Origin of the sequence: Pseudomonas synxantha (assembly GCF_900105675.1) — a bacterium.
GTDB lineage: Bacteria > Pseudomonadota > Gammaproteobacteria > Pseudomonadales > Pseudomonadaceae > Aquipseudomonas > Aquipseudomonas synxantha.
This window is the reverse complement of sequence record NZ_LT629786.1, coordinates 6,382,618-6,406,889: the sequence shown is the minus strand read 5'-3', so window position 1 is coordinate 6,406,889 and position 24,272 is coordinate 6,382,618. Positions and strand designations below refer to the sequence as shown.

Here is a 24,272-nt window from a genome sequence, read left to right as displayed (position 1 = left end):
GTGGCTGTGCTGGCCTCATCGGGGGCAAGCCCCCTCCCACCTTTTGAACTGTGAATGCATTCAAATGTGGGAGGGGGCTTGCCCCCGATGAGGCCAGGACAGCCAACACAAAGTCCAGAGATCAGCCCTGCCACTTCCCGCCTTCAACAATCACACTTTCAGGTTTGGTGTCATCGCTCAGCTCTTTGCGCACGTATTGGTCATACAGCTTGAGCAGGAACTTCTCCTCACCCAACTTCGCCAACTCGGCATTCACCCAGTCGCGCAGTTCGATATTGCCCTTCTTCACCGCCGGGGCAATCGGCGCTTCATCGCCGAGTTTTTCTTCCAGCACGCGGTAGCCCGGGTTCTGCTTGGCCCAGCTGAACAGCACCAGGTTGTCTTGTGCATAGGCATCACCACGCCCCGCCGACAGCGCTTGCAACGACTCGGAATTTTTCTCGAACTTGAGCAGCTTCCAGTCCGGGTGGTTCTTGGTCAGCCAGATGTCGGCGGTGGTGCCGGTAGTCACGATAGTGGTACGGGTCGCCAGGTCAGCCAGGTTTTTGACCGAACTGTCATTGGGCACCAGGGCCTGTACCGCGACTTTCAGGTTGGGGTTGGTGAAGTCCACCGCTTCCTTGCGTTCAGGCGTCACGGTCATGTTGGCGAGGATCAAGTCGACCTTGTCGCTTTGCAGGAACGGAATGCGGCTGGCCGGTTCCACGGCCACGAATTCAACCTTGTTTTCGTCGCCCAGCAGGTCCTTGGCGAATTGGCGGCCGATGTCGGTATCGAAGCCGATATAGCGCCCGGCTTCATCGACAAAGCCAAACGGTGGCTTGTCGGTAAACACGCCGACGATCAGCTTGTCCCGTGCCTTGATCTTGTCGATATAGCTCGCAGCAGCAACAGGTTTGACAGGCTCTTCGGCCTTTTTATCGCAGCCGGCCAGTAAGGCGACGGCAAACAGCGGCAGCAGTAACTTTTTCATATCAGCTCCAGTTCCTTGATCTTCTTGGGCAGTGTTGAAACAAAGGAGAACTTCTCCAGGAACTGCTGCGCGCGTGCGGTCTGCGGGTTCGTAAAGAATGCCTCGGGGGTGTTGAGTTCGAGGATACGGCCGGCCTCCATGAACACCACGCGGTCGGCGACGGCGCGGGCGAAGGCCATTTCATGGGTGACGATCAGCAGGGTCATGCCATCGCGGGCCAGGTCCTGGATCACTTCCAGCACTTCCTTGACCATCTCCGGGTCGAGGGCCGCAGTGACTTCGTCAAACAACATGACCTGCGGGTTCATGCACAACGAGCGAACAATGGCGATGCGCTGCTGCTGGCCGCCAGAGAGCTGGCGCGGGAAGGCGTCGCGCTTGTCGGCCAGGCCTACGCGCTCCAGCAGTTTCTGCGCCTGCTCACGGGCCTCGCGGGGGTCGCGCTTTTGCACCTTCAACGGGCCGAGCAGGATGTTGTCGAGCACACTCATGTGCGGGAACAAGTGGTAGCTCTGGAACACCATGCCGATGTCCTGGCGCACCTGTCGCCAATCGGTGCTTTTGTTCAAAAGCTCGTTGCCGGCGAAACGCAGGCTGCCGCTGTGTGCGACTTCCAGCCCGTTGAGACAACGCAGCAAGGTGCTTTTGCCACAGCCGCTGGGGCCGAGGATCACCACCACTTCGCCGCTTTGCACACTCAGGTCGATGCCCTTGAGCACCTGCTGTTCGCCGAAGAATTTGTTGAAACCCTGGAACTCGATCAATGCGCTCATGCTTGGGCCCAGCGCCGTTCCAGCACCTTGGAGGCGGCCGACAACGGGTAGCAGATAAAGAAGAAAAACAGGAACAGCGCGCCGTAGATCAGTACCGATTCGTAGGTACGCTCGATGATTTGCTGGCCGACCTTGATCACATCCACCACACCGATCAGCACCGCCAGGGAGCTGGTCTTGATGATGCGTGTGTAAACGTTTATGGTCGGCGGGGTCATGCGCTTGAGGGCCTGGGGCAGCAGCACATAGCCGTACAACTGCGGGTCGGACAGGCCAATCGACAAGCCCGCCTCGCGCTGGCCACGGGGCAGCGAATGCAACGCGCCACGTACCACTTCACCCACCTCGCTGGCACCCCACAACGACAGCACCAGTACCGCACACCAGAAGCTGGGGATGCTCAGGCCAAAGAAAATCGGTAGGCCAAAAAACAACAGGTACAACCACACCAATACCGGAATCGCGCGGAACAGCTCCAGGTAGACCCGCAGCACCACGTTGACCAAGCGGTTACCCAAGGTGCGCAGCACGCCGTACAACACGCCGCCCAGCGTGCTGAACGCGATGCTCAGCAACGAAATCGACAGGGTTTGCGCCGCGCCCTTGCCCAGTTGCGGCAACGACACCCACAACAACTCAAGACCCGAACTGGCCATGCTGGAGCCTCCTTTCCAGGCGGCTGAGCAGCAGCGACAGCGGCAAAAACAGCAGTACGCAGATCAGCGTCAGCACGGCGAGCATTTCGTAGGTCTTGTAGTAAAGGGCGATATAGCTCTTGGTGGTGTAGAGAATCTCCGGCACCGCCACGGCGGAAACTACAGTGGTCTCCTTGAGCAGGAAAATGAAGTTGGCGAACAACGCCGGCAGGCTGAGAATGCCGGCCTGGGGCAGGATCACGTGGCGCAGCAGCTGCCAATCGGACAGGCCAATGGACTTGCCCGACTCGATCTGCGCCAGCGGCACCGCTTCCACCCCGGCGCGCAGCACTTCGGTGAGGTAGGCACCGCCAAGAAAGGTCATGGTGATGATCGCCGCCCAGAACCCGGAGATATTCACGCCCAGGGCCGGCAACGCGAAGTACACGAAGAACAGCTGGATCAGCAGCGGCGTATTACGCGCCAGCTCCACATACAACGCCACCAGGCGCGACAGGTATGGCGTGCGAAACACCAGCAGCGCCGCGTTGATCAGCGCTATCAGCAACGAGGTGCCAATGGCGATCAGGCCCACTTGCAGCGTCACGCCCACGGCTTGCAGGAAGGCAGGCAGGGTGCTGAGGATAAAAGCGAAATCGAAGGTCATCGTGAGTCCATGACGCCGCAGGGGTAATGCAGCGAGCGCAGTCCGTTCCGACAGGGATAACGTCGGGTAGCGCGAACTTTAAAGCTATAAAAAGTAAAATTTAAATACCTAAATAGCATATGGATATCACCCAAAAAGATAACCCCGGAGTTCGGGTGCGAACTATGGTTGCAGGGGTCTGTGTTTCGAGGGAATGAACGATGAACGAAGCAAAACCGATTGATCCGCAGGATCTGGTGAAATGGTTGGTGGCGTTGCGCCGTGCGATTGAGAGCCGCACGCTCTGACACACTGAAGATCAAATATGAGATGGAGATCAAATGTGGGAGGGGGCTTACTCCCAATAGCGGTATGTCAGTCACAGATGCACTGACCGAACCACTGCTATCGGGAGCAAGCCTCACCTTTAACCGCATTCCAAGGTTCAGACATAAAAAAACGCCGACGCTGTAGTAGCCGTCGGCGTTCAAACCTTGAAGGGGGTTTTGAGCTACATCAGAACGCCGGCACCACTGCGCCGTTGTACTTCTTCTCGATGAAGGCTTTGACTTCCGGGCTGGTCAGGGCCTTGGACAGTTTCTGGATTGCATCGCTGTCCTTGTTGTCCGGACGCGCCACCAGGAAGTTCACGTACGGCGACTTGGCGTCTTCGATGATCAACGCGTCCTTGGCCGGGTTCAGGCCCGCTTCCAGGGCGTAGTTGGTGTTGATCACATCCAGGTCAACCTGGTCGAGCACCCGTGGCAGCAAGGCCGACTCCAGCTCCTTGAATTTCAGGTGCTTGGGGTTTTCCTTGATGTCTTTTGGCGTGGACAAGGCGTTGGTCGGGTCTTTGAGCGTAATCAGACCGTTCTTTTGCAGCAGCAGCAGGGCACGGCCACTGTTGGAGCCTTCGTTGGGGATGGCAACGGTGGCGCCGTCTTTCAGATCTTCAATTTTCTTGATCTTTTTCGAGTAACCACCGATGGGTTCAACATGCACACCGACTACGGTGACCAGGTTGGTGCCTTTGCCCTTGTTGAAGTTTTCCAGGTACGGCAGGGTCTGGAAGTAGTTGGCATCCAGGCGTTTTTCGGCAACCTGCGTATTGGGCTGTACGTAGTCGGTAAAGACTTTGATTTCCAGGTCCACGCCTTCTTTGGCCAGGGTCGGCTTGATCAGCTCGAGGATCTCCGCATGGGGGATCGGCGTGGCGGCCACCACCAGTTTCTCGTTGGCCTGGGCGAAGCCGGCAGTCAGGGCAGCCGCCAGTGCGGTAAACAACAGAACCTTTTTCATGCAGTGTCCTTTTATAACGACCGTTTTTATGTGGGGTGCCAGCGAAGTGCTATCGCGGCGTGGGAGGGACAATACCTAGATTTTTTATTCCCGAACAATATCTTTTATTCACGTTGATATTCCATTTTGTTCATTTAGGAATTTACGCAGTAATGCCTGCTCGGCTGGGCTGGCACTGGCATAGATCCGCCGCACCTGCTCCAGCGGTGAACCCGTCACCGGCAAGTTCAAATGCTCGGGCAGGATTTCATCACCGCTGCTCACCAGCAAGGCAAAGTGAATGACGTTTTCCAGTTCACGGGTATTGCCCGGCCACGCGTGGTGTTCCAGCACACGTTGGGCGGCATCGCTGATCAGCGGCACCGGCAGATCCAGGCGCTGGCTGTAGATACCAAGGAAATATTCGGCCAGGGACAAAATATCCCCTACCCGCTCACGCAACGCCGGCAGCTCCAACTGGCCTTCGCTCAAGTAATGAAACAGGCGCTCATGAAATTTACCCACCGCCACCGCCTGGGCCAGGTCGATGCTGGTGGCAGCCACCAGGCGTACATCCACCGGGCTTGGCTGATGGGCGCCGACGCGGGTGACTTCGTGGTTTTCCAGGGCCGCGAGCAATTTCACCTGGATCGGCAGCGGCAAGTCGCCAATCTCATCCAGGTACAAGGTGCCGCCATTGGCCGAGCCGAACCAGCCAGCGCGGCTGCTGGCGGCACCACTGTAGCTACCGGCGGTGTAGCCGAACAATTCGGCGTCGGCGTAAGTCGGGCTGATCGCGCCGCAATTGACCGAGACAAACAAGCCGGTGCGATCACTGCCACGGTGGATGTGTCGCGCCAGCAGCTCCTTACCGCTACCGGTTTCACCGCGAATCAACACGGGCAAGGCACGCGGGGCGAGGCTTTCCAGCTCTTCACGCAATTGACGTGAGCGTGGGTCGACAAATACCAGCGCCTTGGCGCGGATGCTCAGCGGGCTTTTTTCGGCGTCGGGAAAGGTCAGCAGCGGCTGGCCGAAGGTTTCTTGACTCATGGCAGGCTCCCGCCCCCAATCCACTCAGGGACGGGGCGTTGAAAAAATATCAGGCACTGCGCCGAGCATGATGCTCGAGGCGGTTTTGCAGGCGATAGAGATAAGCGAAACCTTGCTCCCATCGACGGTGGCCGGACTTCACATTGATATGCCCGGCGCCGGACAAAATGCCGGCCTCGGCGCCCCACTGGCGCGCCAGCTCCAGGGCCCGGGGGGCGCTGACGGCGCTGTCATTGTCGGAGCTGACCACCTGGCTGGGAAACGGCAGCAGGTCGGTGGGAATTGGCGCAAAGTTACGCAAAGCGGGAGCACAGGCCGGGCGTTCGACATCCGCCGGCGCCACCAACAACGCGCCGCGCACTTGACCCAGGCAATGCACCGGCGCAGTAGCCGCCCAGTGCGCGACGGTGATGCAACCCAGGCTATGGGCGATCAGAATCACCGGCGTGCTGTCGGCGGCAATCGCCTCGGCCAGTGCGGCTACCCAGTCCTCGCGGCGCGGCGTCAGCCAATCAGCCTGCTCCACGCGGGCGCTATTGGGCAGGCTGTGCTGCCAATGGGTTTGCCAATGATCCTCTGGCGATCCTTGCCAGCCCGGCACGATCAGGTAACGAATCGACTCGCTGTGCATGGGTGTGCCCTCCTGCAGCGTTTAACGTTGCTGGTCAGTATAGGGACGGGGGATATATTCGTTAAGGAATAAGAAGCTATTTATTAATAACCAAAAACTCAACTCTTTAGGAGATTGAAATTAGGATTTGGCGGCAGAGGTTAAATTTCAGGCAAAAAAAAGGCCGCACCCTGCCAAGGAAACGGCCCAAAAAACTGTCGCGGCGGGTTGAAACTAACGAGCGGTAATCACCGACAGCTTGGTAATCCCCGCGCGCTCAATCGATGCCATGGCGCGTGCCACTTCGCCGTAGTTCACCCCATCGTCAGCCTGCAATTGCACGCGCACATCGGGGTCCTTGGCCTTGGCCGCCTGCAGGTTGAATTCCAGCAGGTCCGGCTGGATTTCGTGCTTGTTGATAAACAGTTTGCCGGCGCCGTCGATGCTCACCACCAGCGGGTCTTTCTGCTCCACCGGCGCCACGGCCTGGGTCTTGGGCAGGTTGATCGGGATCGAATTGGTCAACAGCGGCGCGGTGACGATAAACACCACCAGCAGCACCAGCATCACGTCCACCAGCGGCGTGACGTTGATCTCGCTCAGCACCTCATCACTGTCTTGCGTGGAGAAGGCCATCTCAGGACGCCTCCTTGACTTTCTGCGGGCTGGCGGCGCTGGCCTTGGTCAATGCCGGATGCAGCAGCACGCGGAACGAGTGCTTCTGCGCCAGGCTGTAGAAGTCGTGGGCAAAGTCATCCAGGTCTGCCGCCGTCAGCTTCAGGCGGCGCAGGAAATAGTTGTAGACCAGCACCGCAGGCACGGCGACGGCGATCCCCACGCCGGTCGCCACCAGCGCGGCGCCTATAGGGCCCGCCACTGTTTCCAGGCTGGCGGACCCGGCAGCGCTGATGCCCTTCAGGGCTTCCATGATCCCCCATACGGTGCCGAACAGGCCGATAAACGGCGAGGTGCTGCCGATACTGGCGACCACCGCCAGACCGGTTTCCAGGGAGCGACGTTCACGTACGATTTGCTGGCGCAGCGCGCGTTCAAGGCGGTCCTGATGGTTGATCGCCTGGCTTAAATCCGCAGCGTGGGTGGAGTCGCCCACCTGGATGGCGGCATAACCGGCCTGGGCTACGCGAGCGGCCGCACCCGGTTGGGTCTCGGCCAGTTCAGCGGCCGAGTCGAGGCTCGACGCCGCCCAGAACTGTTTGTGGAACTTGCGATCCTGGGCCTTGAGGCGACCGAACTGCACACCCTTCAATAAGGCCAAACCCCAGGTGGCAACCGAAAAGGCCACCAGCAGCCAGATCACCGCGCTTTCGATGGATTCAAGTGGAGATGCTAATGCCATGATGTTTTCCCTCTGTGCAGGTCGCGGCGCATGCACACCGCAGCCGAATAATTAATGAATCTTGAAATCGATCGGTACGCTGACCCAGCCGTCCTGGGCCACATCGCCCTGCTTGGCCGGCACGAAACTCCAGCGCTTCACGGCCGCCAATGCGGCGTCATCCAGTTGCTGGCGACCACTGCTTTTCTGCACCTGGATCTCACCCGGCTTGCCACTGGCCAACACATGCACCCGCAACAACACCGTGCCTTCCCAGCCGCGCCGCTGAGCCAGTGACGGGTACTCCGGCGCCGGGTTCTTCAGGTACGCGGCGTTGGCCGACGCGGGCGTTACCGGGGCTGGTGCCGCTGGTACGGGCGCAGCAGGTGGCGCTGGCGTAGGCGGTGCAGGTGGCTGTTCGACGACCTTGGGTAGCGGCTTGGGCTCTGGTTTAGGCACCGGCTTGGGCTTGGGTTTTGGAACCGGTTTGGGCGGCGCCGGTTTGGCCGCCAATTCATCCACGACCGGCGGCGGTGGCTCGACCACGGGTGGCGGCGGGGGTGGTGGTACGGGCGGTGGCGGCTCAACCACCGGCGGCGCCGGCTGGGAAAACTCAATGGTCATCGGCGGAATTTCCGGCGGCACAATCGGCAGCACCGGGGTAGGTTTCTGGCTCACCCAATAGATCACCGCGCCGTGCAGCGCCAACACCAGTAACCCGAGCAAAAGCCCTTCACGACGGCTCGAGAAACGCTTCGGTGTCTTCTGCAGGCGCAATTGCCCCAACGGCGCGCGGTGCGGTCGGCCAAGGTCGACCAACTCACCACTCGGTGCCTGGCGCCATTGCGCCTCGTGTGCACTGGCGGCGGTCTGGACATTGCCCATTGATTCACTCCCTACGGTTTTGAACAACCGACGGACCTGCAGGAGCGGCCGTCGAGGGCTGAATCATCGACGCCAGACGCTTATCTCTTAAAGTAATCTTTAAAGTTATACATAGATCTAAATTGAATAAACGAAACACCCTTCAACGCCGAACCCACGCGCGCTGTGGCCTGGCGCCAAGCCATTGTTTTCCAATGCTTTGAAGGCATGCAAAATATTCAGCAAAGGTATGGTTCAGTGCGGGTTTCCAGCACACAACGCCAGCAATTGAGTCAACAACGTTTGCCCCGCCGCACCCAGGCCACTGCGGCCATACAGCGCCAGCCGCACACCGTGAACGGCGGGCAAGCCACTCTCGGCGCCGAGGATGCGATGGCCGGGTTGCAGCACCCGCTCCGGCAACAGGCTGATGCCCAGGCCTGCCGCCACCGCCGAACACACGCTGGCCAGACTGGCGCTGGAGTAGCCGATACGCCAGCGCCAACCGCAGCGCTCGAGATGATGGAGCATGTCATTGCGGTATAGGCCGCCCACTGGAAAGGCCACCAGCGGCAGTGGGTCGCGGCCTAGCGCCGGCGTGCTCAGGCTGTCGACCCAATACAAGGGTTCCGGCCACGACGCCACACAGTCGTCGCTGTCGCCCATCTGCTTGACCAACAACACATCGAACTCCCCACCCCGGTACTGGCGCTGCAATTCCGGGCCGAGGCCACTGGTGACCTCCAATCGCACCCGTGGATAGGCCACGACAAACGCCGAGAGCAGCGGCATCAGGCGCTCGGCGGCAAAATCCTCCGGCACACCGAGGCGCAGCACACCGTCGCTCTGCTGGTTGATCAACACGTCGGCAGCTTCTTCGTGCAGTGCCAGGATACGGCGCGCATACGCGAGCAAGCGCTCGCCCTCGGCGGTGGCCACCACGTGGCGCTGGTCGCGGTCCAGCAACTGGCACGCCACCGCGTCTTCCAGGCGGCGGATCTGCTGGCTGACGGTGGACTGGGTCAAATGCAGGCGCTCGGCGGCGCGGGTGAAATTGCCGCAGTCCACCACGGCGACAAAGCTGCGCAACAACACGGGATCGAACACAGGCATCACCATTACGTTTGCCACTGATTGGCATGTTTATATTTAATTTCAGCATACCCCGTCGGCTGACCATACTTCATTTTTCAGCAAACTCGGGGGCTTGCATGACCAACGATCAATCACACCTGCAACGCGCCATTGCTCTGGCCCGCGCCAATGTTGTCCAGGGCGGCCGGCCCTTCGGCGCGGTGCTCACGCGCCACGGTAAGGTGTTGGTAGAAGCCGTGAATGAGATCCACCTGACCCAAGACCCCACCGCCCACGCCGAACTGCTGGCGATCCGCACCGCCAGCCGGCAACTCGGCGCACGCCTGGACGGCTGCGTGATCTACGCCAGCGGTCAGCCTTGCCCAATGTGCCTGAGCGCCATGTACCTGTGCGGTGTGGAGCGCGTGGTGTTTGCCGCCAGCAACGCCATGGCCGAACCGTTCGGCCTGTCCACTGCGGCTATCAGCCAACAGGTCGGCCTGCCCATTGAGTCGCAACGCCTGCCCATTCAGCACCTGCCCGACGCCAGCATGACCGCGCTGTATCACCAGTGGAAAACCTTGCATGACCCTGAATAAATCCCTCGCTGGCTGGGGCCTGCTGGTGGTGCTCGGCTTGAACCTGCGCCCCATCCTCAGTTCCATCAGCCCCTTGCTCGGCGAGATTCGCCAGGCCACCGGCTTGAGCTTCCAGAGCAGCGCCCTGCTCACCAGCCTGCCGGTGATATGCATGGGCCTGGTGGCATTGGTGGGCGTGCGCGTGGAAGCCCGCTTGGGCGAACGTCGCGGCATCGCCCTGGGCTTGATGATGATTCTGCTGGCGTGCCTGGCGCGCTGGCTGATGGGCCAGGCGTCGGCGCTGCTGGTCACCGCCTTGCTCGGCGGCGCGGGGGTGGCACTGATCCAGGCGTTGGTGCCGGCCATGATCAAGCGCGAATTCCATCACCGCGTGCCGGTGGCGATGGGCGTGTATTCGGCCTCGCTGATGGCCGGCGGTGGGCTGGCGGCGCTGCTCAGCCCGGTGGTGGCCACGCATTTCCAGCAATGGCAGGCAGGCCTTGGCGTGTGGCTCCTACCGGCGCTGGGGGCGTTGCTGTTGTGGGCCTGGCTGCCGCTGGGCGCCGCCAGAAATCTGCAGCAGGCGCCCGCGTTCGAGGGCTTGCGCAACCGTCGCGCCTGGCTGCTGGCGCTGTATTTCGGCCTGGTTAACTGCGGCTACATGAGCATGGTGGCGTGGCTGCCCGCCTACTATCAGCAACTGGGCTGGGGTGTGCTGCCAAGCGGTTCGTTGCTGGCCTTCATGACCATCTTCCAGGTAATTGCCGCACTGCTGATGCCGGTGCTGGCGCAACGCGGCATCGACCGGCGCCCACTGCTGGGCATCAGCCTGCTGGCGCAAACTGTCGGCTACCTCGGCCTGCTGATGGCGCCGCAGCAATTCCCGCATTTGTGGGTGGCGCTGATCGGCTTTGGCCTGGGTGCGTGTTTTGCCCTGAGCCTGCTGCTGACCCTCGACCACCATCGCGACCCTCGCCAAGCCGGGCAACTGGCGGCGTTCGTGCAAGGCGTGGGCTTTTTGATCAATGCGATTTCGCCATGGCTGACCGGTTGGCTGCGCGAACTCACCGGCACGTTTATCAGCGCCTGGGTGGTGTTGACCGTGACGGTGGTGGCGATGCTGCTGGTGACACGGGTGTTCAGCCCGGCCACCTATCGCACTGACCTAGAAGTCGTAGCGCCCAGTCACGCCTAGGGTGCGCGGCGTGCCCAGCAAACCTTCATAGCCGCCGTTACCGCCGGTCCACAGCGTGGTGTAGTAGGTCTTGTCGAAGGCGTTTTTCAGCCACAGCGACACATCCCACTGCCCTTGGTCATAGTTGCCGCGCAGGCCGGTTGATAAGTTGACCACCGCATAGGCCGGGATCTGCCCGTAGTCGGAATCTTCCACCGTACCCACCGCTTTGGAGCGGAACGCATAGCTGGCAGTGACGTAGGGTTCGAAGCCGTTGGCCAGGTTCCACTTGTACTCGCCGTTGGCATTGGCGATCCACTTTGACGCCCCCACCACCTGATGGCCGCTCAAGTCGCAGGACGCCGGCGCACCCGGGCGCAGGCTGACTTCCGGCGGGCATGGCGCATCCTTGTATGACAGGTAACTCACGTCATTGAACGAGCCGTTGATATTCAGGGTCAGGCCCTTGATCGGCACCAGGGTGCTTTCCACTTCCACGCCCCGCGAGCGTACAGAGCCGGCGTTGGTCAGGTACTGCACGCGGTTGTCCTGATCGTAGGCGTTTGTCTGGTAGCCGTTGACCTGGGTCCAGAACAGGTTGGCGTTGAGTTGCAGACGGCGGTCCCACAAGGTGCTCTTGAAACCCAGCTCGGCATTGTTGGCGCGCTCGGTGCCGATCAGCAGCGAGTCGGCCCCGGCCGTCGGGGCAGACCCCACCGCCAGGTTGACCCCGCCGGACTTCTCACCATGGGACAGCGTTGCGTAGCCCAGCAAGCTTTCATTGAAGTGATAACTGAGGTTCAGCAGCCCCGACGGGGTGGTGCTGTACTGAGTCAGGTCGCCGGAGTCATAGGCCCCGGTACGCCCACGCCGCGCCGTGGCCGCACCGCCGGTCACGGCGGCGCCGCCCACCGGGGCATTGCGCGTGACCCAGGCGCTTTTTTCCTCATAGGTGCCGCGCAGGCCAGCGGTAAAATCCAGCTGCTCGGTCAGGTGCCAGGTGCCTTGGGCGAACAGCGCAAAACTGTCGGTGCGGATATGCCCGTTGCCGATGCTGCTGACATTGTTCAACGCGCCAGTTGGCGTGCCATTCCAGATGTCGGCCTTGGGTCCGTAATAGGCGAAGGACTTGTTATCCAGGTCGGAACCGAAGTAGTAGGCGCCGAGCACGTAATCAAAGAAGCCCCCCGTAGGCGATGCCAGGCGAAATTCCTGGGACCACTGCTTGTCTTCCACCGACACCCCGGCGTTGTAAGACGCCGGTACGTTGAGACCGTCATCATTGCGCGGGGTGAAATTCCACCAGCGGTAGGCACTCACCGAGGTCAGCGTGAAGTCACTCGGCAGCGTCCAGTTGGCTTCCAGCGAGGTGCCACCCTGGAACACGGTGACGTGCTGGTCGTTGTCCAGGTTGACCTTGCGATGGGTGCCATCCACCAGGATAGCCCCCGCCGCATTGGCCCGGGCTTGATACAGGTTGGTGCCATTGATGGTCGGCCCGGTGCTGTACAACACGCGGGTGCCGGCGCTGGAATCTTCTTCGTTGTAGTCACCGATCCAGCGCAGGTTGAAGGCCTCGTTGGGCTTGTACAGCAATTGCCCGCGAAAGCCCTGGCGCGAGCCGCCATTCAGGTCATGGCCGTCGTGTTCGTTCTTGATATCGCCGTCGCTGCGCGTGCGATAGGCCGAGAAACGCCCCGCCAGGTCATCGCTGAGTGGGCCTGAAATCGTGCCCTTGGTCTGGAAATAACCGTCCTCGCCCAAGGAAGTTTCAATGCTGCGTTCGGGGGTAAAGCTCGGTGCGCGGGTGCTGATATTGATCACCCCGGCGGTGGTGTTCTTGCCGAACAAAGTGCCCTGGGGGCCGCGCAGGACTTCAAGCTGCTCGATGTCCATCAGGTCGAACACCGCCATGCCCGGGCGCCCGAGGTAGACGTTGTCGATATACAGCCCCACGCTGCCTTCCAGGCCATCGCTGGCCGGGTTGTTGCCCAGGCCGCGGATCGACACGCTGGACTGACGCGCATGCATATAAGCGACGTTGACGCTGGGCACCAGTTGCTGCAAATCCTGGATCCGGTACACCCGCTGGGTCTCCAGCGCCTGGCCGCCAACCACACTCATGGGCGTCGGCACGGCCTGGGCACTTTCGGTGCGCCGCCTGGCGGTCACGGTGACGGTTTCCAACTGGCCACTGGCGCTGTCGCCCTTGCTGGCAGGCGCAGGCGTTTCGGCGGCCTGGGTCGGCGACCAACTGCTGCTACCGACCACTAACACAGCCAGAGGCAAGGACTTGAACAGACTCATAAGCGGCTCCAGAATCCGGAGATATCCATCGGCAGATATTCCTAAAGGTTATTTATTTATGTTTTAACGTACATTTACTGCATAAGAGATAGCCTTTATAAGGAGTCCACCTAATGCATAGCCAATGCATTTCCCGGATATTTTCAATGTGAAAAATGCATATCGATCTGCGCCAGCTTCGCCACTTCATTGCCCTCGCTGAACAACGCAGTTTTGTCGCCGCTGCGATGGTCGTGAACCTGTCGCAGTCGGCGTTCAGCCGCAGCATCCAAGCCTTGGAACACAGTGCCGGCTGCCAATTGGTGGACCGTGGCCGCAAGGACCTGGCGCCCACCAAGCAGGGCCAGGTGTTGCTCGAACATGCGCGGCGGCTGGTCAGCGGCGCCCAGCAACTGGCCAACGAGATCAACCAGTTCAACGGCCTGGAAGCCGGTGAACTGCGCTTCGGCTGCGGCCCGGCGCCGGCAGGTGGCTTGATCCCCCGCGCCATCGGCAGTTTTATCGGGCGCTACCCCAAGGCCCGCGTGCAGTTCCAGGTGGACGACTGGCAAAGCCTGGACAAGCGCCTGCTCAGCGAAGAGTTCGAATTTTTCGTTGCCGACACCCGCCACTTCGAAGCCAACCCCGACTACCACACCCACCGCCTGCGCCCACGCCGCTGGTATTTTTGCTGCCGCGCCGGCCACCCCTTGGCCGGGCGCGACAGCGTCAGCGCCGCCGAGCTGATGAGCTACCCGCTGGCCGTGACCATCCGCCCGCCGAACCTGCGCAAAGTCATCGTCGACCTCAGCGGCCGGCCCGATTATCAACCCAATGTGGAGTGTGAAAACGGCTATAGCCTGATGGGCGTGGTGTTGCGTTCGGACGCCATCGGCATCGTCAGCGCCAACAGCGATGTACTGCACATGGCGCGGGGTGAGCTGGTGTGCCTGAGGATTGAGGGGCTGGATGAAAACCTTGAGGAGCGTTACACCCGCTATGGGATTGTCAGCCGTGCGGGGTACCGGTTGTCGCCGTTGGCGCAGGCGATGATTGAGCAGATCAAGCAGATTGATGAGATGGATGAAGACATCTGCACACTGGAGAATATCGCTGTCTGAACCGGCGCCTTCGCGGGCATGCTCGCGAAAGCGCCGGTAGCAATACCCATGCATTCACTGCATGGAACCCAGTCCCCAAATGCACTTGCCAGCGCGCCCTCCGAACGGCGAAAAAACCCACCTGTCCTCCGTTCGGTAAATTCCCATGTCTGACCCCAAACCTGTACGCAACGTGCTCTACATCATGTGCGACCAACTGCGCCGTGATTACCTGTCGTGCTACGGCCACGCCCATTTGCACACCCCCAATATCGACCGCCTGGCCGCCGCAGGTGTGCGTTTCAGCCGTGCCTATACCCAGGGCACCATCTGCGGCCCGTCACGCATGTCGGCATACACCGGGCGGTATGTCAGCAGCCATCAAGTGGCCTGGAACGCTGTGCCGCTGCCGCTGGAAGAGCTGACAATTGGCGACTACCTGCGCCCCCACGGCATCCGCACCGCACTGGTGGGCAAGACCCACGCCACGCCGAACCTGGAGGCGCTGCACCGCCTGCATATCGACCCCGACAGCGCCCAGGCCGAGCCGCTCAATGAGGTGGGCTTTGACGCGTACCTGCGCCACGACGGCATCTACCCTGACAGCCCATTGTTCGACGACAAACGCGAGTCGGCGCCCTACACCCACTACTTGCGCGAACAAGGCTACGGTGGTCGCAACCCCTGGCATGAATGGGCCAATGCCGCCCAAGGCGAAGACGGTGAGATCCTCAGCGGCTGGCATATGCGCAACGCCGGCAAACCTGCACGGGTGGCCGAGGAACATTCGGAAACCGTCTACACCACCGACCGCGCCATCGACTTCATCAGCGAACAAGCAGAACAGCCATGGTGCCTGCACCTGTCGTATATCAAGCCGCACTGGCCCTACATCGCGCCGGCGCCGTATCACGCGCTGTACGGTGCCGAGCATATCCAGGCGCCCATTCAACCTGGGCAAACCAGCGATCACCCGGTGTACCAGGCATTCCGCCAACACCAGGAGAGCCTGAATTTCTCCCGCGACGCAGTGCGCCTCACGGTGATTCCCACCTACATGGGCCTGATCAAACAGATCGACGATCAACTCGGGCGCCTGTTTGATTTCATGCAAAGCACTGGCCGCTGGGACGACACGCTGATCGTGTTTACCAGCGACCATGGTGACTTCCTCGGCGATCATTACCTCGGTGAAAAAGAGTTTTTGCTGGAGCCCGCCGTGGGCGTGCCATTGATCGTGCGCGACCCGCGGGCCAGTGCCGATATCAGCCGTGGAAGCGTGGACGCACGCCTGGTAGAAACCATCGACGCCCTGCCCACCTTCCTCGACGCCCTGGGCCTGCCCGCCGCCGACCATCGCCTCGAAGGCCGCTCGCTGATCCCGCTGTTGCAGGGCGAGCAACCCACCTGGCGCCACTACGCCATTGCCGAATACGACTACGCCTTCCAGGCCCCGGCCCGGGAACGCCTGGCGCAGCCCATCGACCGTTGCCGCATGACCATGGTGCGCAGCGAACGCTGGAAATACCTGGCCTATGATGGCTTCCGACCGCAACTGTTCGACCTGGAAAACGACCCGCAGGAGATCAATGACCTGGGCAGCGATCCCGCCTATGCCCAGGTGCGCGAGACTCACTTGGGTTATCTGTTCGAATGGCTGCGTGGGTTGAAGCGGCGTACCACCATCAGCCACAGCGAGATCGAAGTGCGTGGCCAATGGTTTCGCTATGGTGAGCCGGAGGCGGAAAAAGTGGTGCAGATCGGGGTCTGGTAGAACGGTACAGGACTAAATGTGGGAGGGGGCTTGCTCCCGATAGCAGTGGGCCAGTCAAAGATGCTGTGACTGACACTCCGCTATCGGGAGCAAGCCCCCTCCCACATTTGAATCTGTGTCAGATTAGACTCCTTTGGTGGTCTGGCTGCGCTGCCCCTGCACACCCACCGGCACATCACCCTTGAGCGTGACCCGACGCACGATGCGCTCCTGGGTGCCATAGTCGTCCACCGCGTAATGCTGGGTGGCGCGGTTGTCCCAGATCGCCACGTCACCGGTATTCCAGCGCCAGCGTACGGTGTTTTCCAGGCGCGTGACGTGGCCTTGCAACAGGTTAAACAACTGGGTCGACTCCGCCTGGGAATAGCCTTTCAGGCGCTTGACGAAGTGCCCCAGCAGCAAGGTTTTCTCACCGCTGACCGGGTGCACGCGTACCACCGGGTGTTCGGTTTCGTACACTGTCGAAGTGAAGACCTTGCGGTATTCCTCCAGCTTCTCTACCGCTACATCCGGCTTGCGTGCGGCGTAGTCGTACTCGTTGCTGTGCACCGCCCATAGGTGGTCAGCCAACGCACGCAGCTCGACGCTGAGGTCGTTGTAAGCGGCGGCGGTATTGGCCCAGACGGTGTCGCCGCCGGACGCTGGCGCCAGCACCGAACGCAGGATGGAAGCTTTTGGGTAGGCATCGACGAAAGTCACGTCGGTATGCCAGGAGTTGGCGCGCTGTCCACGGGTGCCATCCAATTCCATCAGAAAGCGCGTGCCGTCGCGCACCGGCACCGTCGGGTGTGCAATCGGCTCACCGAGCAGGTGGGCGAAGGCTTCCTGGCTCTGGTCGTCGAGGTGGGTTTGCTCACGGAAGAAGATCACTTTGTACTGCACCAGTGCCTGCTGGATGGCCTCGACAGTGGTGGCATCCAGGTCACCAGAGAGTTTGATGCCACGGATCTCGGCGCCGATACGCCCGGCCACCGGGTGGATGTCGAGCGCGTGGGCGATGGGTTGAACAGCTAATGCGGCGTTGCTCATTGTGATGACCCTCATGTGCTTGCTGACGGTGGAGATGCTTTCCAGCAACGCTCTATTCATATGCAATTTAGATCTAGCAAATGAATCAATGCTTCGTTGACGGAATAAGAGCTTGCATTTAAAACCTCAGCTTGCTCGGTCGCAAATGCCTTCGACCTATTTTTAAAATGCCGGGAAAGCATATGGATCTTCGCCAACTGCGCTACTTCATCGCCCTTAACGAACACCGCAGTTTCGTGCGTGCAGCGGACGCCATGGGCATCACCCAACCGGCGTTCAGCCGCAGCATCCAGGGGCTGGAACAGGAGTTCGGCTGCGTGTTGGTAGACCGCGGCCACAAGGACCTGCGCCCTACGCCGGAAGGCCAGGTGGTGTTGCAACACGCCCTGAGCCTGGTGCACGGCGCGGCGCTGCTGAGCAGTGAAGTGACGCGCATGACCAAGCTCGACGCCGGCGACCTGCGCTTCGGTTGCGGCCCGGCGCCCGCGGTGAAGTTGGTGCCGGATGCGGTGGCGCGATTTATCAACGCCCACCCGAAAATCCGCACCAGCTTCCAGGTGGACAACTGGGAAACCCTCAGCCGCAGCCTGAGCCGTGAAGAGATCGAATTCTTTATCGCCGACATCCGTCAGTTCGAGGCCGACCCGAATTTCCAGACCCGCGCACTGACGCCCAAACGCGGCGTCTTTTTCTGCCGCCCTGGGCACCCGCTGCTGGCCAAGGACAGCCTGTCGACCAACGACATGTTCGACTATCCGCTGGCCTCGCCGTTGATCTCCCAAGGCATTCGCAAACTGCTGGCGAACCTCAGCGGGCGCATGGATTTCTCCCCGAGCATCCAGACCGAACACTTCCCGGCGCTGGTGAAGATCGTGCTGCAGTCCAACGCCATCGGCGTCGGCACCGAGGAAGCCTTTGCCGAGGATGTGGCCAGCGGTTCGCTGGTGCTGCTGCACTGGCGCAACCTGCCGCAGAATATGGAGACCATGAGCGCGCGTTGCGGGATTGTCAGTCGCACTGGGTCGCGGTTGTCGCCGGCGGCGAAGGCGATGATTGAGACGTTGGTGGAGGTGGACAGGCAGGAGGTGAGTGTGGCGGTTTGAAGGGCCCTATCGGGGGCAAGCCCCCTCCCACATTTGACCGCGTTCACAGTTCAGTGTGGGAGGGGGCTTGCCCCCGATAGCAATCGCCCAGGCACCGATAAGCTCAAAGCCCAGCCGCCGCCAATCCAGGCGCCACCCAATCACTCACCTGAAACGAGCGACGGATCAGCTTCTCCTTCGAGGCCAAATCCACTGAATCCTGCAATTTGCCCAGGAACACCGGGTCCAGGGTCGAGGGGAAAATCTCGCTGAGTTTCTGGTCTTTCAAATCATTGGTCAGGATCACCGGCGGATAACTGGCCAGCCCCGACACAAGCGCGATATACGCCTGTTTGTTGTTGTCATCGGTCAACCACTGCACCGCCTGCTGCTGGGCCTTGAGCAACTTGGCCACGGCGTCGGGGTGTTGGTCGACAAATTTGGCGCTGCCCACCAGCACGGCCTGGATACTGCCGGCATCGCCGAGGTCTTTGGTGGTCAGCGGTATTTCCGCCAGGCCTTTGGCTTGCAGCGCCGTCAGGGTGGAGCCTCCCCAGGTGGCGTCAATCTGCTTGGCAGCCAGGGCAGCGCTGGCGGCATTGAAGTCCAGGTTAATGACCTTCAAGTCCTTTTCACTCAAGCCCTGGCTGGCCAATGCGCTGTCGAACGACAACTGGCTGGCCGTGCCGCGAAACACCGCCACGCGCTTGCCCTTAAGGTCTTGCAAGGTCTTGATACCTGAACCGGGCACCACGCCGAGGTAGTGCTTGACCCCACGGGCTGTGGCGCTGAGCAGCCGCGTATCCAGGCCATTGGAACGGCCAATGATCGCCGCCAGGTCGCCCAGGTAGGCGAGGTCCACCTGGCCGTTGGCGAAGGCTTCGTTGATCACAGGTCCCGCACCCTTGAAGTAATTCCACTGGATCTGGATGCCTTGGTCGGCAAAGGCTTTTTCAAAGATCTGCTGTTCACGCAACACGTCCGTAATACCACCGCCACTGTGCTGGCTGCCGGCGCTGAGGTCGGGCACGGCGATGCGGATTTCCTTGAGGTCAGCGGCCTGAACCAGCCCGGCCAGGGCGGTGCCGGCCAACAGGCTGATCAGATGTTTGAAGGGCAATTTCATAAGCACAGCTCCTGGTGGGCGACGGTCGCCTGGGGAGCAGAAAGTAGGCACAAGCCGTACAAAACTTTAAATACTATAAATTCACAATTTAATAGCTTTTAGGACTATGCAAGCCAATACGCAGGCTTCAAGGCGTTATGCATGAACAGCATCGAAAATATTCTTCGAATGCATTGGATGCCTGGAGGGCTGAGGCTTTAAATGATTTCTCTTATCTCGCAATCATCTTGATCACGTTTTTGTAAGATCGAAATCACATAACGTATTTGGCACCAGCGGAGGTCTTTCATGGCCCGGATTTCACTTTTGAGCCTACCTCTGGCAGCCCCGTCCAAAGGCGCCGTGCAGCGCTGGCCGCAACTGAGCGAACACCTGTTGCCCTGGCTGCTGCCGCTCGGGCTGTTTGCCCTGTGGTGGCTGGCCAGCCGCAATCACTGGATGAGCGAGCAGATCCTGCCAACCCCTGCCCTGGTGTGGAGCAGCGCCGTGGAGCTGGCCGGCGGCGAGTTGTGGAGCCATCTGGCAATCAGCTTGCAACGTTTGTTCTGGGGCCTGCTGGCCGGTATCGGCGCCGGTGCGCTATTGGGCGCGAGCCTGGGGTTCAGCGCCCGCGCCGAGCGCCTGGTATTCCCTACGTTCAGCGCGTTGTCGCAAGTGCCGACCCTGGCGTGGATCCCGCTGTTCATGGTGTTTTTCGGCATTGGCGAAACTCTGAAACTGGTGGTGCTGATCAAGGCCATCGTGGTGCCCGTGACCCTGCATACCCTGGTGGGCGTGCGCGACGCCCAGCCCAACCTGCGCGAAGCCGCCCGTGTGCTGCGCTTGCCCACCCACTTGCTGATTCGCCGCCTGATCCTGCCCGCCGCGTTGCCGGCGTTCATGGCCGGGGTGCGCCTGGCCCTGGCGGCGGGCTGGACGTCGCTGCTTGCCGTGGAGTTGCTGGCCTCCAGCGAAGGCATCGGCTACCTGATGGTATGGGCACGCCAGTTGTTCATGCTCGATATCGTCTTCGTGTGCATCGTGGTCATCGGCGTGCTGGGCGTGGTGATGGATCGCGGCATCGGCTGGCTGGATCGCAAATGGGTGCACTGGCCCCATCCGGCCACGGCGCAGATCCGGCGCGGGCCGCGCTATGAAGGCTGGCAACGCCTGCAACCCTGGCTGTTGCCGCTGCTGTTGCTGGCGCTGTGGCAGCTGGCGACGCAACAGGGCTGGGTCGACCCGAATATCCTGGTCAGCCCCTGGGCGGTGCTGCAAACCACCGTGGCCGGTGTGCTGGATGGCAGCCTGAGTGCGGCCTTAGGCAAAAGCCTCGTTCGAGCAGTGGGCGGCTTGCTGCTCGGCGGTAGCCTGGGCTTTGCCCTGGGCCTGTGGCTAGGGTTGTCGCGGCGCAGTGAGCGACTACTCGGCCCGACCTTGGCGGCGCTGCGCCAGATTGCGATTTTCGCCTGGGTGCCACTGCTCACCGCCTGGTTCGGCCTGGGTGAACTGGCCAAGTGGGTGTTTATCGCCCTCGCCGCGTTCTTCCCGTTGTTTATCGCCACCCAGCGCAGCGTGCTCAACCTGTCGCCGCAACTGCGCGAAGCCGCCCAAGTGCTGCGCCTGAACCTGTGGCAACGCCTGCGTCGCCTGGTACTGCCGGGCGCAGCGGCGGGTATTTTCGCCGGCCTGCGCCTGAGCCTGATCTATGCCTGGATGGGCACCATCGGCGCCGAATATTTCATGCCGTCCAATGGCGGCATCGGCAGCCTGATGATCGGCGCCCAACAACTGCTGCGCATGGACCTGATCATGGGCGGCATGCTTCTGGTCGGCTTCACCGGCGCCCTCCTCAACTTGATCGGCCAACGCATCGAAACCCGCGCCACCCGCTGGAGACACGCATGAACGCACCTATTGTCAGCTTTAACCATGTGGGCAAGAGCTTCGACGTCGACGGCTTCGAACTGGAAGCCATCCGCGAATTCAACCTGGAGATTGCCGAAGGCGAGTTTGTCGCGATTGTCGGCGCCAGCGGTTGTGGCAAGTCCACCTTGCTGCGCCTGCTGGTGGGGCTCGATACGCAGTTTCGCGGCCAGATCCAGGTCGATGGCAAGGCCGTCAGCGGTATCGGCGGCGAACGCGGCATCGTGTTCCAGGAGCATCGCCTGTTTCCCTGGCTGACCGTGGCGCAAACATCGGCCTGGGCCTGGTCAACGAGCCCCTGGACGAGGCCGAGCGTAACCGACGCATCAGCGATTTCATCGAGCTGGTGGGCCTGACTGATTTCACCCGCGCCTACCCCCACCAACTCTCCGGCGGCATGGCCCAACGAGTGGCAATTGCCCGTGGCCTGGTGGCCAGCCCGCGCATCCTGTTGCTGGACGAACCCTTCGGCGCCCTCGACGCACTGACCCGCCAGCAGATGCAGGACGAACTCCTGGCCATTCGCGCCCGCGCCAAGATCACCACGGTGCTGGTCACCCATGACGTGGAAGAAGCGATTTTCCTCGCCGACCGCGTGGTAGTGATGGAGCCCCGGCCCGGGCGCATCAAGCAGGTGGTAGAGATCGCCCTGCCCCATCCGCGCCAGCGCAGCAGTTTCGAATTCCACCAGTTACGCGAAGAACTGCTGCATGAGCTGACCAGCGACGACCACTATCAGCCGCCCGTGCGCGCACAGATCCGCGACCTGCCCCTGGCGTTCATTGCTTGCTCAAAGCGAGTTTGGCGTCCGGCTGTTCCTGGCGCTCAAACCGATTGGCTCGGGCGAAGGTGCCGAAATCATTGAAGCGCACGCCCATCTCAGCCATGACCTTATGCGCCACCCTGGTGGTCATCTGGCGGATGTAAAACGGCTCCTTCACCACAAAGTGATGGATGCCATGGGTGCTGCCGAAGTTGAAGCAGAACGCCTGCAACGGCCACAGCCACCAGGGGTTCAAGACCTGGGTCTGCTGGATCACGTTGCCCGGTTCCACATCGCCGTAGTAGTGCATGTTGGAGCTGACAAAATGCAGGCAGAACGTGCGCAACACATTGGGACCGATGATCACCACCGCAGCGATGTCGATCACCTGCATCATCTGCAAGGTGCCGGCCGACCACATGATCGGCGCGCCCAACAGGCTGGCGATGCCGTTGGCGGCATGAAAGCCCAGGAAGACGTACCACGCGCCCCAATGCAGCAGCGCCAGCGGGGCGTACACCAGCACCACACGCTTGAGGATGCTGAGTTTATGGGCCCAGGTCTTGGCCCGCAGCATGCGGATCAAGGCCGACATCATGTTGTCGCCCACCATCAGCAAGCGCGCAAATCCCCAGGGCTCGCCATTGGTAATGGCGCGTTCTTCCATATCCGCCTCAGTGCCGGAGACCTTGTGATGGTTGAGGTGCAGATGCCGGCGTATCCGCGGGTTGATCGTGCTGGGCCGCGCCAGCCACACCAGCCCCATCATCAGGTTGTGGGGCAGGCGCTGCTTGCGAAAGTACATGCTGTGGATCAGGTCGTGCTCCAACTCGTGGGTCAGTGAAGCGAAGAACGCGTTGAGCAGCAGGCACGCCCACCAGGCCAGGTAACCACTGATATAGAGCGCCGCCGAGCCGAGCATGCCGAGCAAGGCAAACGCCAGGATGCCGGCGCCCAGGGCGTCCTGATGCAGCAGCCAGGGGTGACGCTGGCGCAATCGGGCGCCCTCGGCCAGCACCACCTCACGGATATGCGCTGAACGTTGTTGTGCGTTCATCTGTTGGGGACTTGCAGAAGTACCGTCCATGCTTCCATCCTCTTGTACATTGATGTGTCCATCCTGCCCTAAGCGATCGGGCAGGACGCTAGCCTCGGACGCCAACCTGTTGACCGCAAGCGCCAATCGCCATGACCGAACCCACTTCCCTCGCCAGTTGGACCCGCGCCCTGCGCAAGCAGCTCGACGCCCTGGGCCTGGACAGCGCCGCGCTGTGCGCCGAGGCCGGCCTCGACCCGCAGCAGATGGACGACCCCAACGCACGCTATCCGTTGTCGGCAACCACGCGCCTGTGGCAACTGGCGGTGCAGGCCAGCGCCGATCCGGCAATTGGCTTGCGGGTGTCGCGCTTTGTCAGCCCCACGACATTTCATGCGCTGGGTTATGCCCTGGTGGCCAGCGGCAGCTTGCGCGAGGTGTTCGAGCGTATCGTGCGCTATCACCAAGTGGTCAGTGATGCCCTGAGCCTGGAGCTGAGCCGCCATGGCGACGCGTACCACTTTCGCCTGCTCCAACCCCAAGGCAGCCCCGCGCCGGCGCTGGAGGCCATCGACGCCTTCGCGGCAATCTACGTGCGCACTTGCCGCAACCGCCTGGGGCGTGACTATGCGCCGCTGGCCGTTTATCTACGGCGTCCGCAGCCTGTCGACCCCGAGCCATGGCACAAGGTGTTTCGCTCGCCAGTGTTTTTTGCCGCCGACGAAGACCGCCTGGAGTTCGCCGCCCACGACTTCGACAGTCATCTTGACGATGCCAACCCGGAGTTGGCCGAACACAACGAAACCGTGCTCAAGCGTACCCTCGCCCAACTGCAACCGTTGACCTGGGAGCGCAAGGTGCGCGCCGTCATCGAGGCGCAATTGCCCGATGGCGAGCCGAGTGCCGAACGCGTTGCCCAGGCCTTGCACCTGAGTTTGCGCAGCTTGCAGCGGCACCTGGCGGATGAAGGCTGTCGGTTTGATGCGCTGCTCAATGAGTGCCGGGAGAACCTGGCGTTGTTACACCTCAGGGATCCGCAGTGTTCGTTGGCCGAGATCAGCCATTTGCTGGGGTTTGCCGATACCAGCAGTTTCAACCGGGCATTCAAGCGCTGGACGGGGGTGACGCCGGGGCAGTTTCGGGATGGATTGCGGTAGGAAGGTTTTCAGTGGCTGTG

22 protein-coding genes and 1 pseudogene are annotated in these 24,272 nt (G+C 61.3%); 8 read left to right on the top strand and 15 right to left on the bottom strand.

Annotated features, from left to right (window positions below; genetic code table 11):
- Window positions 1-121 precede the first annotated feature (121 nt).
- The 11 genes from BLU48_RS29545 to BLU48_RS29495 form a co-directional block, all read right to left on the bottom strand.
- A complete protein-coding gene (locus BLU48_RS29545; protein WP_057024785.1) occupies window positions 122-973 on the bottom strand; it encodes a transporter substrate-binding domain-containing protein in 852 nt (283 codons plus the stop codon).
- Window positions 970-1,746, bottom strand: coding sequence for an amino acid ABC transporter ATP-binding protein (locus tag BLU48_RS29540; protein ID WP_057024786.1), 777 nt, complete (start codon window positions 1,744-1,746; stop codon window positions 970-972). Before BLU48_RS29540 ends, BLU48_RS29545 begins: the two co-directional genes overlap by 4 nt.
- Window positions 1,743-2,402, bottom strand: coding sequence for an amino acid ABC transporter permease (locus tag BLU48_RS29535; RefSeq protein WP_057024787.1), 660 nt, complete (start codon window positions 2,400-2,402; stop codon window positions 1,743-1,745). The genes BLU48_RS29540 and BLU48_RS29535 overlap by 4 nt, the downstream gene beginning before the upstream one ends.
- Window positions 2,383-3,048, bottom strand: coding sequence for an amino acid ABC transporter permease (locus BLU48_RS29530; protein WP_057024788.1), 666 nt, complete (start codon window positions 3,046-3,048; stop codon window positions 2,383-2,385). The genes BLU48_RS29535 and BLU48_RS29530 overlap by 20 nt, the downstream gene beginning before the upstream one ends.
- 495 nt (window positions 3,049-3,543) lie before the next feature.
- Complete coding sequence (locus tag BLU48_RS29525; RefSeq protein WP_043050835.1) at window positions 3,544-4,326, bottom strand: MetQ/NlpA family ABC transporter substrate-binding protein; 783 nt, start codon at window positions 4,324-4,326, stop codon at window positions 3,544-3,546.
- A 108-nt stretch (window positions 4,327-4,434) separates the two neighbouring features.
- On the bottom strand, window positions 4,435-5,358 hold the full coding sequence (locus BLU48_RS29520) for a sigma 54-interacting transcriptional regulator (protein ID WP_057024789.1): 924 nt from the start codon (window positions 5,356-5,358) through the stop codon (window positions 4,435-4,437).
- A 49-nt stretch (window positions 5,359-5,407) separates the two neighbouring features.
- A complete protein-coding gene (locus BLU48_RS29515) occupies window positions 5,408-5,989 on the bottom strand; it encodes an alpha/beta hydrolase (RefSeq protein ID WP_057024790.1) in 582 nt (193 codons plus the stop codon).
- A gap of 213 nt (window positions 5,990-6,202) precedes the next feature.
- Window positions 6,203-6,604 (bottom strand): ExbD/TolR family protein, encoded by a 402-nt coding sequence (locus BLU48_RS29510; protein ID WP_057024791.1) that lies wholly within the window; start codon window positions 6,602-6,604, stop codon window positions 6,203-6,205.
- A 1-nt stretch (window position 6,605) separates the two neighbouring features.
- Window positions 6,606-7,328: a MotA/TolQ/ExbB proton channel family protein gene (locus tag BLU48_RS29505; protein ID WP_124356358.1), complete on the bottom strand. Its 723-nt coding sequence runs from the start codon at window positions 7,326-7,328 to the stop codon at window positions 6,606-6,608.
- Window positions 7,329-7,376: 48 nt separating this feature from the next.
- Window positions 7,377-8,189 carry an energy transducer TonB gene (locus tag BLU48_RS29500; protein WP_057024793.1) on the bottom strand — a complete coding sequence of 271 codons (813 nt, stop codon included), beginning with the start codon at window positions 8,187-8,189 and terminating at the stop codon, window positions 7,377-7,379.
- Between the two features lie 234 nt (window positions 8,190-8,423).
- Window positions 8,424-9,275, bottom strand: a complete 852-nt coding sequence (locus BLU48_RS29495) for a LysR family transcriptional regulator (RefSeq protein ID WP_057024812.1) — start codon at window positions 9,273-9,275, stop codon at window positions 8,424-8,426.
- 104 nt (window positions 9,276-9,379) lie between these two features.
- Between BLU48_RS29495 and BLU48_RS29490 the strand changes: the two genes are divergently transcribed.
- Complete coding sequence (locus tag BLU48_RS29490) at window positions 9,380-9,841, top strand: nucleoside deaminase (RefSeq protein ID WP_057024794.1); 462 nt, start codon at window positions 9,380-9,382, stop codon at window positions 9,839-9,841.
- Window positions 9,828-11,015, top strand: a complete 1,188-nt coding sequence (locus BLU48_RS29485; RefSeq protein ID WP_057024795.1) for a CynX/NimT family MFS transporter — start codon at window positions 9,828-9,830, stop codon at window positions 11,013-11,015. Before BLU48_RS29490 ends, BLU48_RS29485 begins: the two co-directional genes overlap by 14 nt.
- Here the strand turns inward: BLU48_RS29485 and BLU48_RS29480 are convergent.
- Window positions 10,986-13,301 carry a TonB-dependent receptor gene (locus tag BLU48_RS29480; RefSeq protein ID WP_057024796.1) on the bottom strand — a complete coding sequence of 772 codons (2,316 nt, stop codon included), beginning with the start codon at window positions 13,299-13,301 and terminating at the stop codon, window positions 10,986-10,988. The two genes, BLU48_RS29485 and BLU48_RS29480, sit on opposite strands and share 30 nt — an antisense overlap.
- Before the next feature lie 155 nt (window positions 13,302-13,456).
- Here BLU48_RS29480 and BLU48_RS29475 point away from each other — a divergent pair, with 155 nt between their 5' ends.
- Window positions 13,457-14,401, top strand: coding sequence for a LysR family transcriptional regulator (locus tag BLU48_RS29475; protein ID WP_057024797.1), 945 nt, complete (start codon window positions 13,457-13,459; stop codon window positions 14,399-14,401).
- Window positions 14,402-14,546: 145 nt separating this feature from the next.
- Window positions 14,547-16,154: an alkaline phosphatase family protein gene (locus BLU48_RS29470; RefSeq protein WP_057024798.1), complete on the top strand. Its 1,608-nt coding sequence runs from the start codon at window positions 14,547-14,549 to the stop codon at window positions 16,152-16,154.
- A 123-nt stretch (window positions 16,155-16,277) separates the two neighbouring features.
- Here the strand turns inward: BLU48_RS29470 and BLU48_RS29465 are convergent, their stop codons facing one another.
- Window positions 16,278-17,183: a TauD/TfdA dioxygenase family protein gene (locus BLU48_RS29465; RefSeq protein ID WP_057024799.1), complete on the bottom strand. Its 906-nt coding sequence runs from the start codon at window positions 17,181-17,183 to the stop codon at window positions 16,278-16,280.
- Between the two features lie 182 nt (window positions 17,184-17,365).
- Here BLU48_RS29465 and BLU48_RS29460 point away from each other — a divergent pair, with 182 nt between their 5' ends.
- Complete coding sequence (locus tag BLU48_RS29460; RefSeq protein WP_056847238.1) at window positions 17,366-18,286, top strand: LysR family transcriptional regulator; 921 nt, start codon at window positions 17,366-17,368, stop codon at window positions 18,284-18,286.
- 103 nt (window positions 18,287-18,389) lie between these two features.
- Here BLU48_RS29460 and BLU48_RS29455 read toward each other — a convergent pair whose 3' ends face one another.
- Complete coding sequence (locus tag BLU48_RS29455; protein WP_057024800.1) at window positions 18,390-19,391, bottom strand: ABC transporter substrate-binding protein; 1,002 nt, start codon at window positions 19,389-19,391, stop codon at window positions 18,390-18,392.
- 288 nt (window positions 19,392-19,679) lie between these two features.
- Here BLU48_RS29455 and BLU48_RS29450 point away from each other — a divergent pair, with 288 nt between their 5' ends.
- A complete protein-coding gene (locus BLU48_RS29450) occupies window positions 19,680-21,278 on the top strand; it encodes an ABC transporter permease (protein ID WP_057024801.1) in 1,599 nt (532 codons plus the stop codon).
- Window positions 21,275-22,086 (top strand): annotated as a pseudogene (locus tag BLU48_RS29445) (ABC transporter ATP-binding protein); the annotation flags it as partial. The gene BLU48_RS29450 and the pseudogene BLU48_RS29445, both read left to right, overlap by 4 nt.
- On the opposite strand, the gene BLU48_RS29440 reads toward BLU48_RS29445, so the two are convergent.
- Window positions 22,076-23,146, bottom strand: coding sequence for a fatty acid desaturase (locus tag BLU48_RS29440; RefSeq protein ID WP_057024802.1), 1,071 nt, complete (start codon window positions 23,144-23,146; stop codon window positions 22,076-22,078). The pseudogene BLU48_RS29445 and the gene BLU48_RS29440 sit on opposite strands and share 11 nt — an antisense overlap.
- Window positions 23,147-23,247: 101 nt before the next feature.
- Between BLU48_RS29440 and BLU48_RS29435 the strand changes: the two genes are divergently transcribed.
- Window positions 23,248-24,252 (top strand): AraC family transcriptional regulator, encoded by a 1,005-nt coding sequence (locus BLU48_RS29435; RefSeq protein ID WP_057024803.1) that lies wholly within the window; start codon window positions 23,248-23,250, stop codon window positions 24,250-24,252.
- Window positions 24,253-24,272: the final 20 nt, after the last annotated feature.

Excerpts from the sequence above, each read along its gene's own strand:
- BLU48_RS29515 (WP_057024790.1), bottom strand. The coding sequence starts at position 5,989 with ATGCACAGCGAGTCGATTCGTTACCTGATCGTGCCGGGCTGGCAAGGA.
- BLU48_RS29480 (WP_057024796.1), bottom strand. The coding sequence starts at position 13,301 with ATGAGTCTGTTCAAGTCCTTGCCTCTGGCTGTGTTAGTGGTCGGTAGC.
- BLU48_RS29530 (WP_057024788.1), bottom strand. The coding sequence starts at position 3,048 with ATGACCTTCGATTTCGCTTTTATCCTCAGCACCCTGCCTGCCTTCCTG.
- BLU48_RS29545 (WP_057024785.1), bottom strand. The coding sequence starts at position 973 with ATGAAAAAGTTACTGCTGCCGCTGTTTGCCGTCGCCTTACTGGCCGGC.
- BLU48_RS29540 (WP_057024786.1), bottom strand. The coding sequence starts at position 1,746 with ATGAGCGCATTGATCGAGTTCCAGGGTTTCAACAAATTCTTCGGCGAA.
- BLU48_RS29520 (WP_057024789.1), bottom strand. The coding sequence starts at position 5,358 with ATGAGTCAAGAAACCTTCGGCCAGCCGCTGCTGACCTTTCCCGACGCC.
- BLU48_RS29525 (WP_043050835.1), bottom strand. The coding sequence starts at position 4,326 with ATGAAAAAGGTTCTGTTGTTTACCGCACTGGCGGCTGCCCTGACTGCC.
- BLU48_RS29460 (WP_056847238.1), top strand. The coding sequence starts at position 17,366 with ATGGATCTTCGCCAACTGCGCTACTTCATCGCCCTTAACGAACACCGC.
- BLU48_RS29490 (WP_057024794.1), top strand. The coding sequence starts at position 9,380 with ATGACCAACGATCAATCACACCTGCAACGCGCCATTGCTCTGGCCCGC.
- BLU48_RS29435 (WP_057024803.1), top strand. The coding sequence starts at position 23,248 with ATGACCGAACCCACTTCCCTCGCCAGTTGGACCCGCGCCCTGCGCAAG.
- BLU48_RS29475 (WP_057024797.1), top strand. The coding sequence starts at position 13,457 with ATGCATATCGATCTGCGCCAGCTTCGCCACTTCATTGCCCTCGCTGAA.
- BLU48_RS29440 (WP_057024802.1), bottom strand. The coding sequence starts at position 23,146 with ATGGACGGTACTTCTGCAAGTCCCCAACAGATGAACGCACAACAACGT.
- BLU48_RS29510 (WP_057024791.1), bottom strand. The coding sequence starts at position 6,604 with ATGGCCTTCTCCACGCAAGACAGTGATGAGGTGCTGAGCGAGATCAAC.
- BLU48_RS29455 (WP_057024800.1), bottom strand. The coding sequence starts at position 19,391 with ATGAAATTGCCCTTCAAACATCTGATCAGCCTGTTGGCCGGCACCGCC.
- BLU48_RS29450 (WP_057024801.1), top strand. The coding sequence starts at position 19,680 with ATGGCCCGGATTTCACTTTTGAGCCTACCTCTGGCAGCCCCGTCCAAA.
- BLU48_RS29470 (WP_057024798.1), top strand. The coding sequence starts at position 14,547 with ATGTCTGACCCCAAACCTGTACGCAACGTGCTCTACATCATGTGCGAC.
- BLU48_RS29465 (WP_057024799.1), bottom strand. The coding sequence starts at position 17,183 with ATGAGCAACGCCGCATTAGCTGTTCAACCCATCGCCCACGCGCTCGAC.
- BLU48_RS29485 (WP_057024795.1), top strand. The coding sequence starts at position 9,828 with ATGACCCTGAATAAATCCCTCGCTGGCTGGGGCCTGCTGGTGGTGCTC.
- BLU48_RS29500 (WP_057024793.1), bottom strand. The coding sequence starts at position 8,189 with ATGGGCAATGTCCAGACCGCCGCCAGTGCACACGAGGCGCAATGGCGC.
- BLU48_RS29535 (WP_057024787.1), bottom strand. The coding sequence starts at position 2,402 with ATGGCCAGTTCGGGTCTTGAGTTGTTGTGGGTGTCGTTGCCGCAACTG.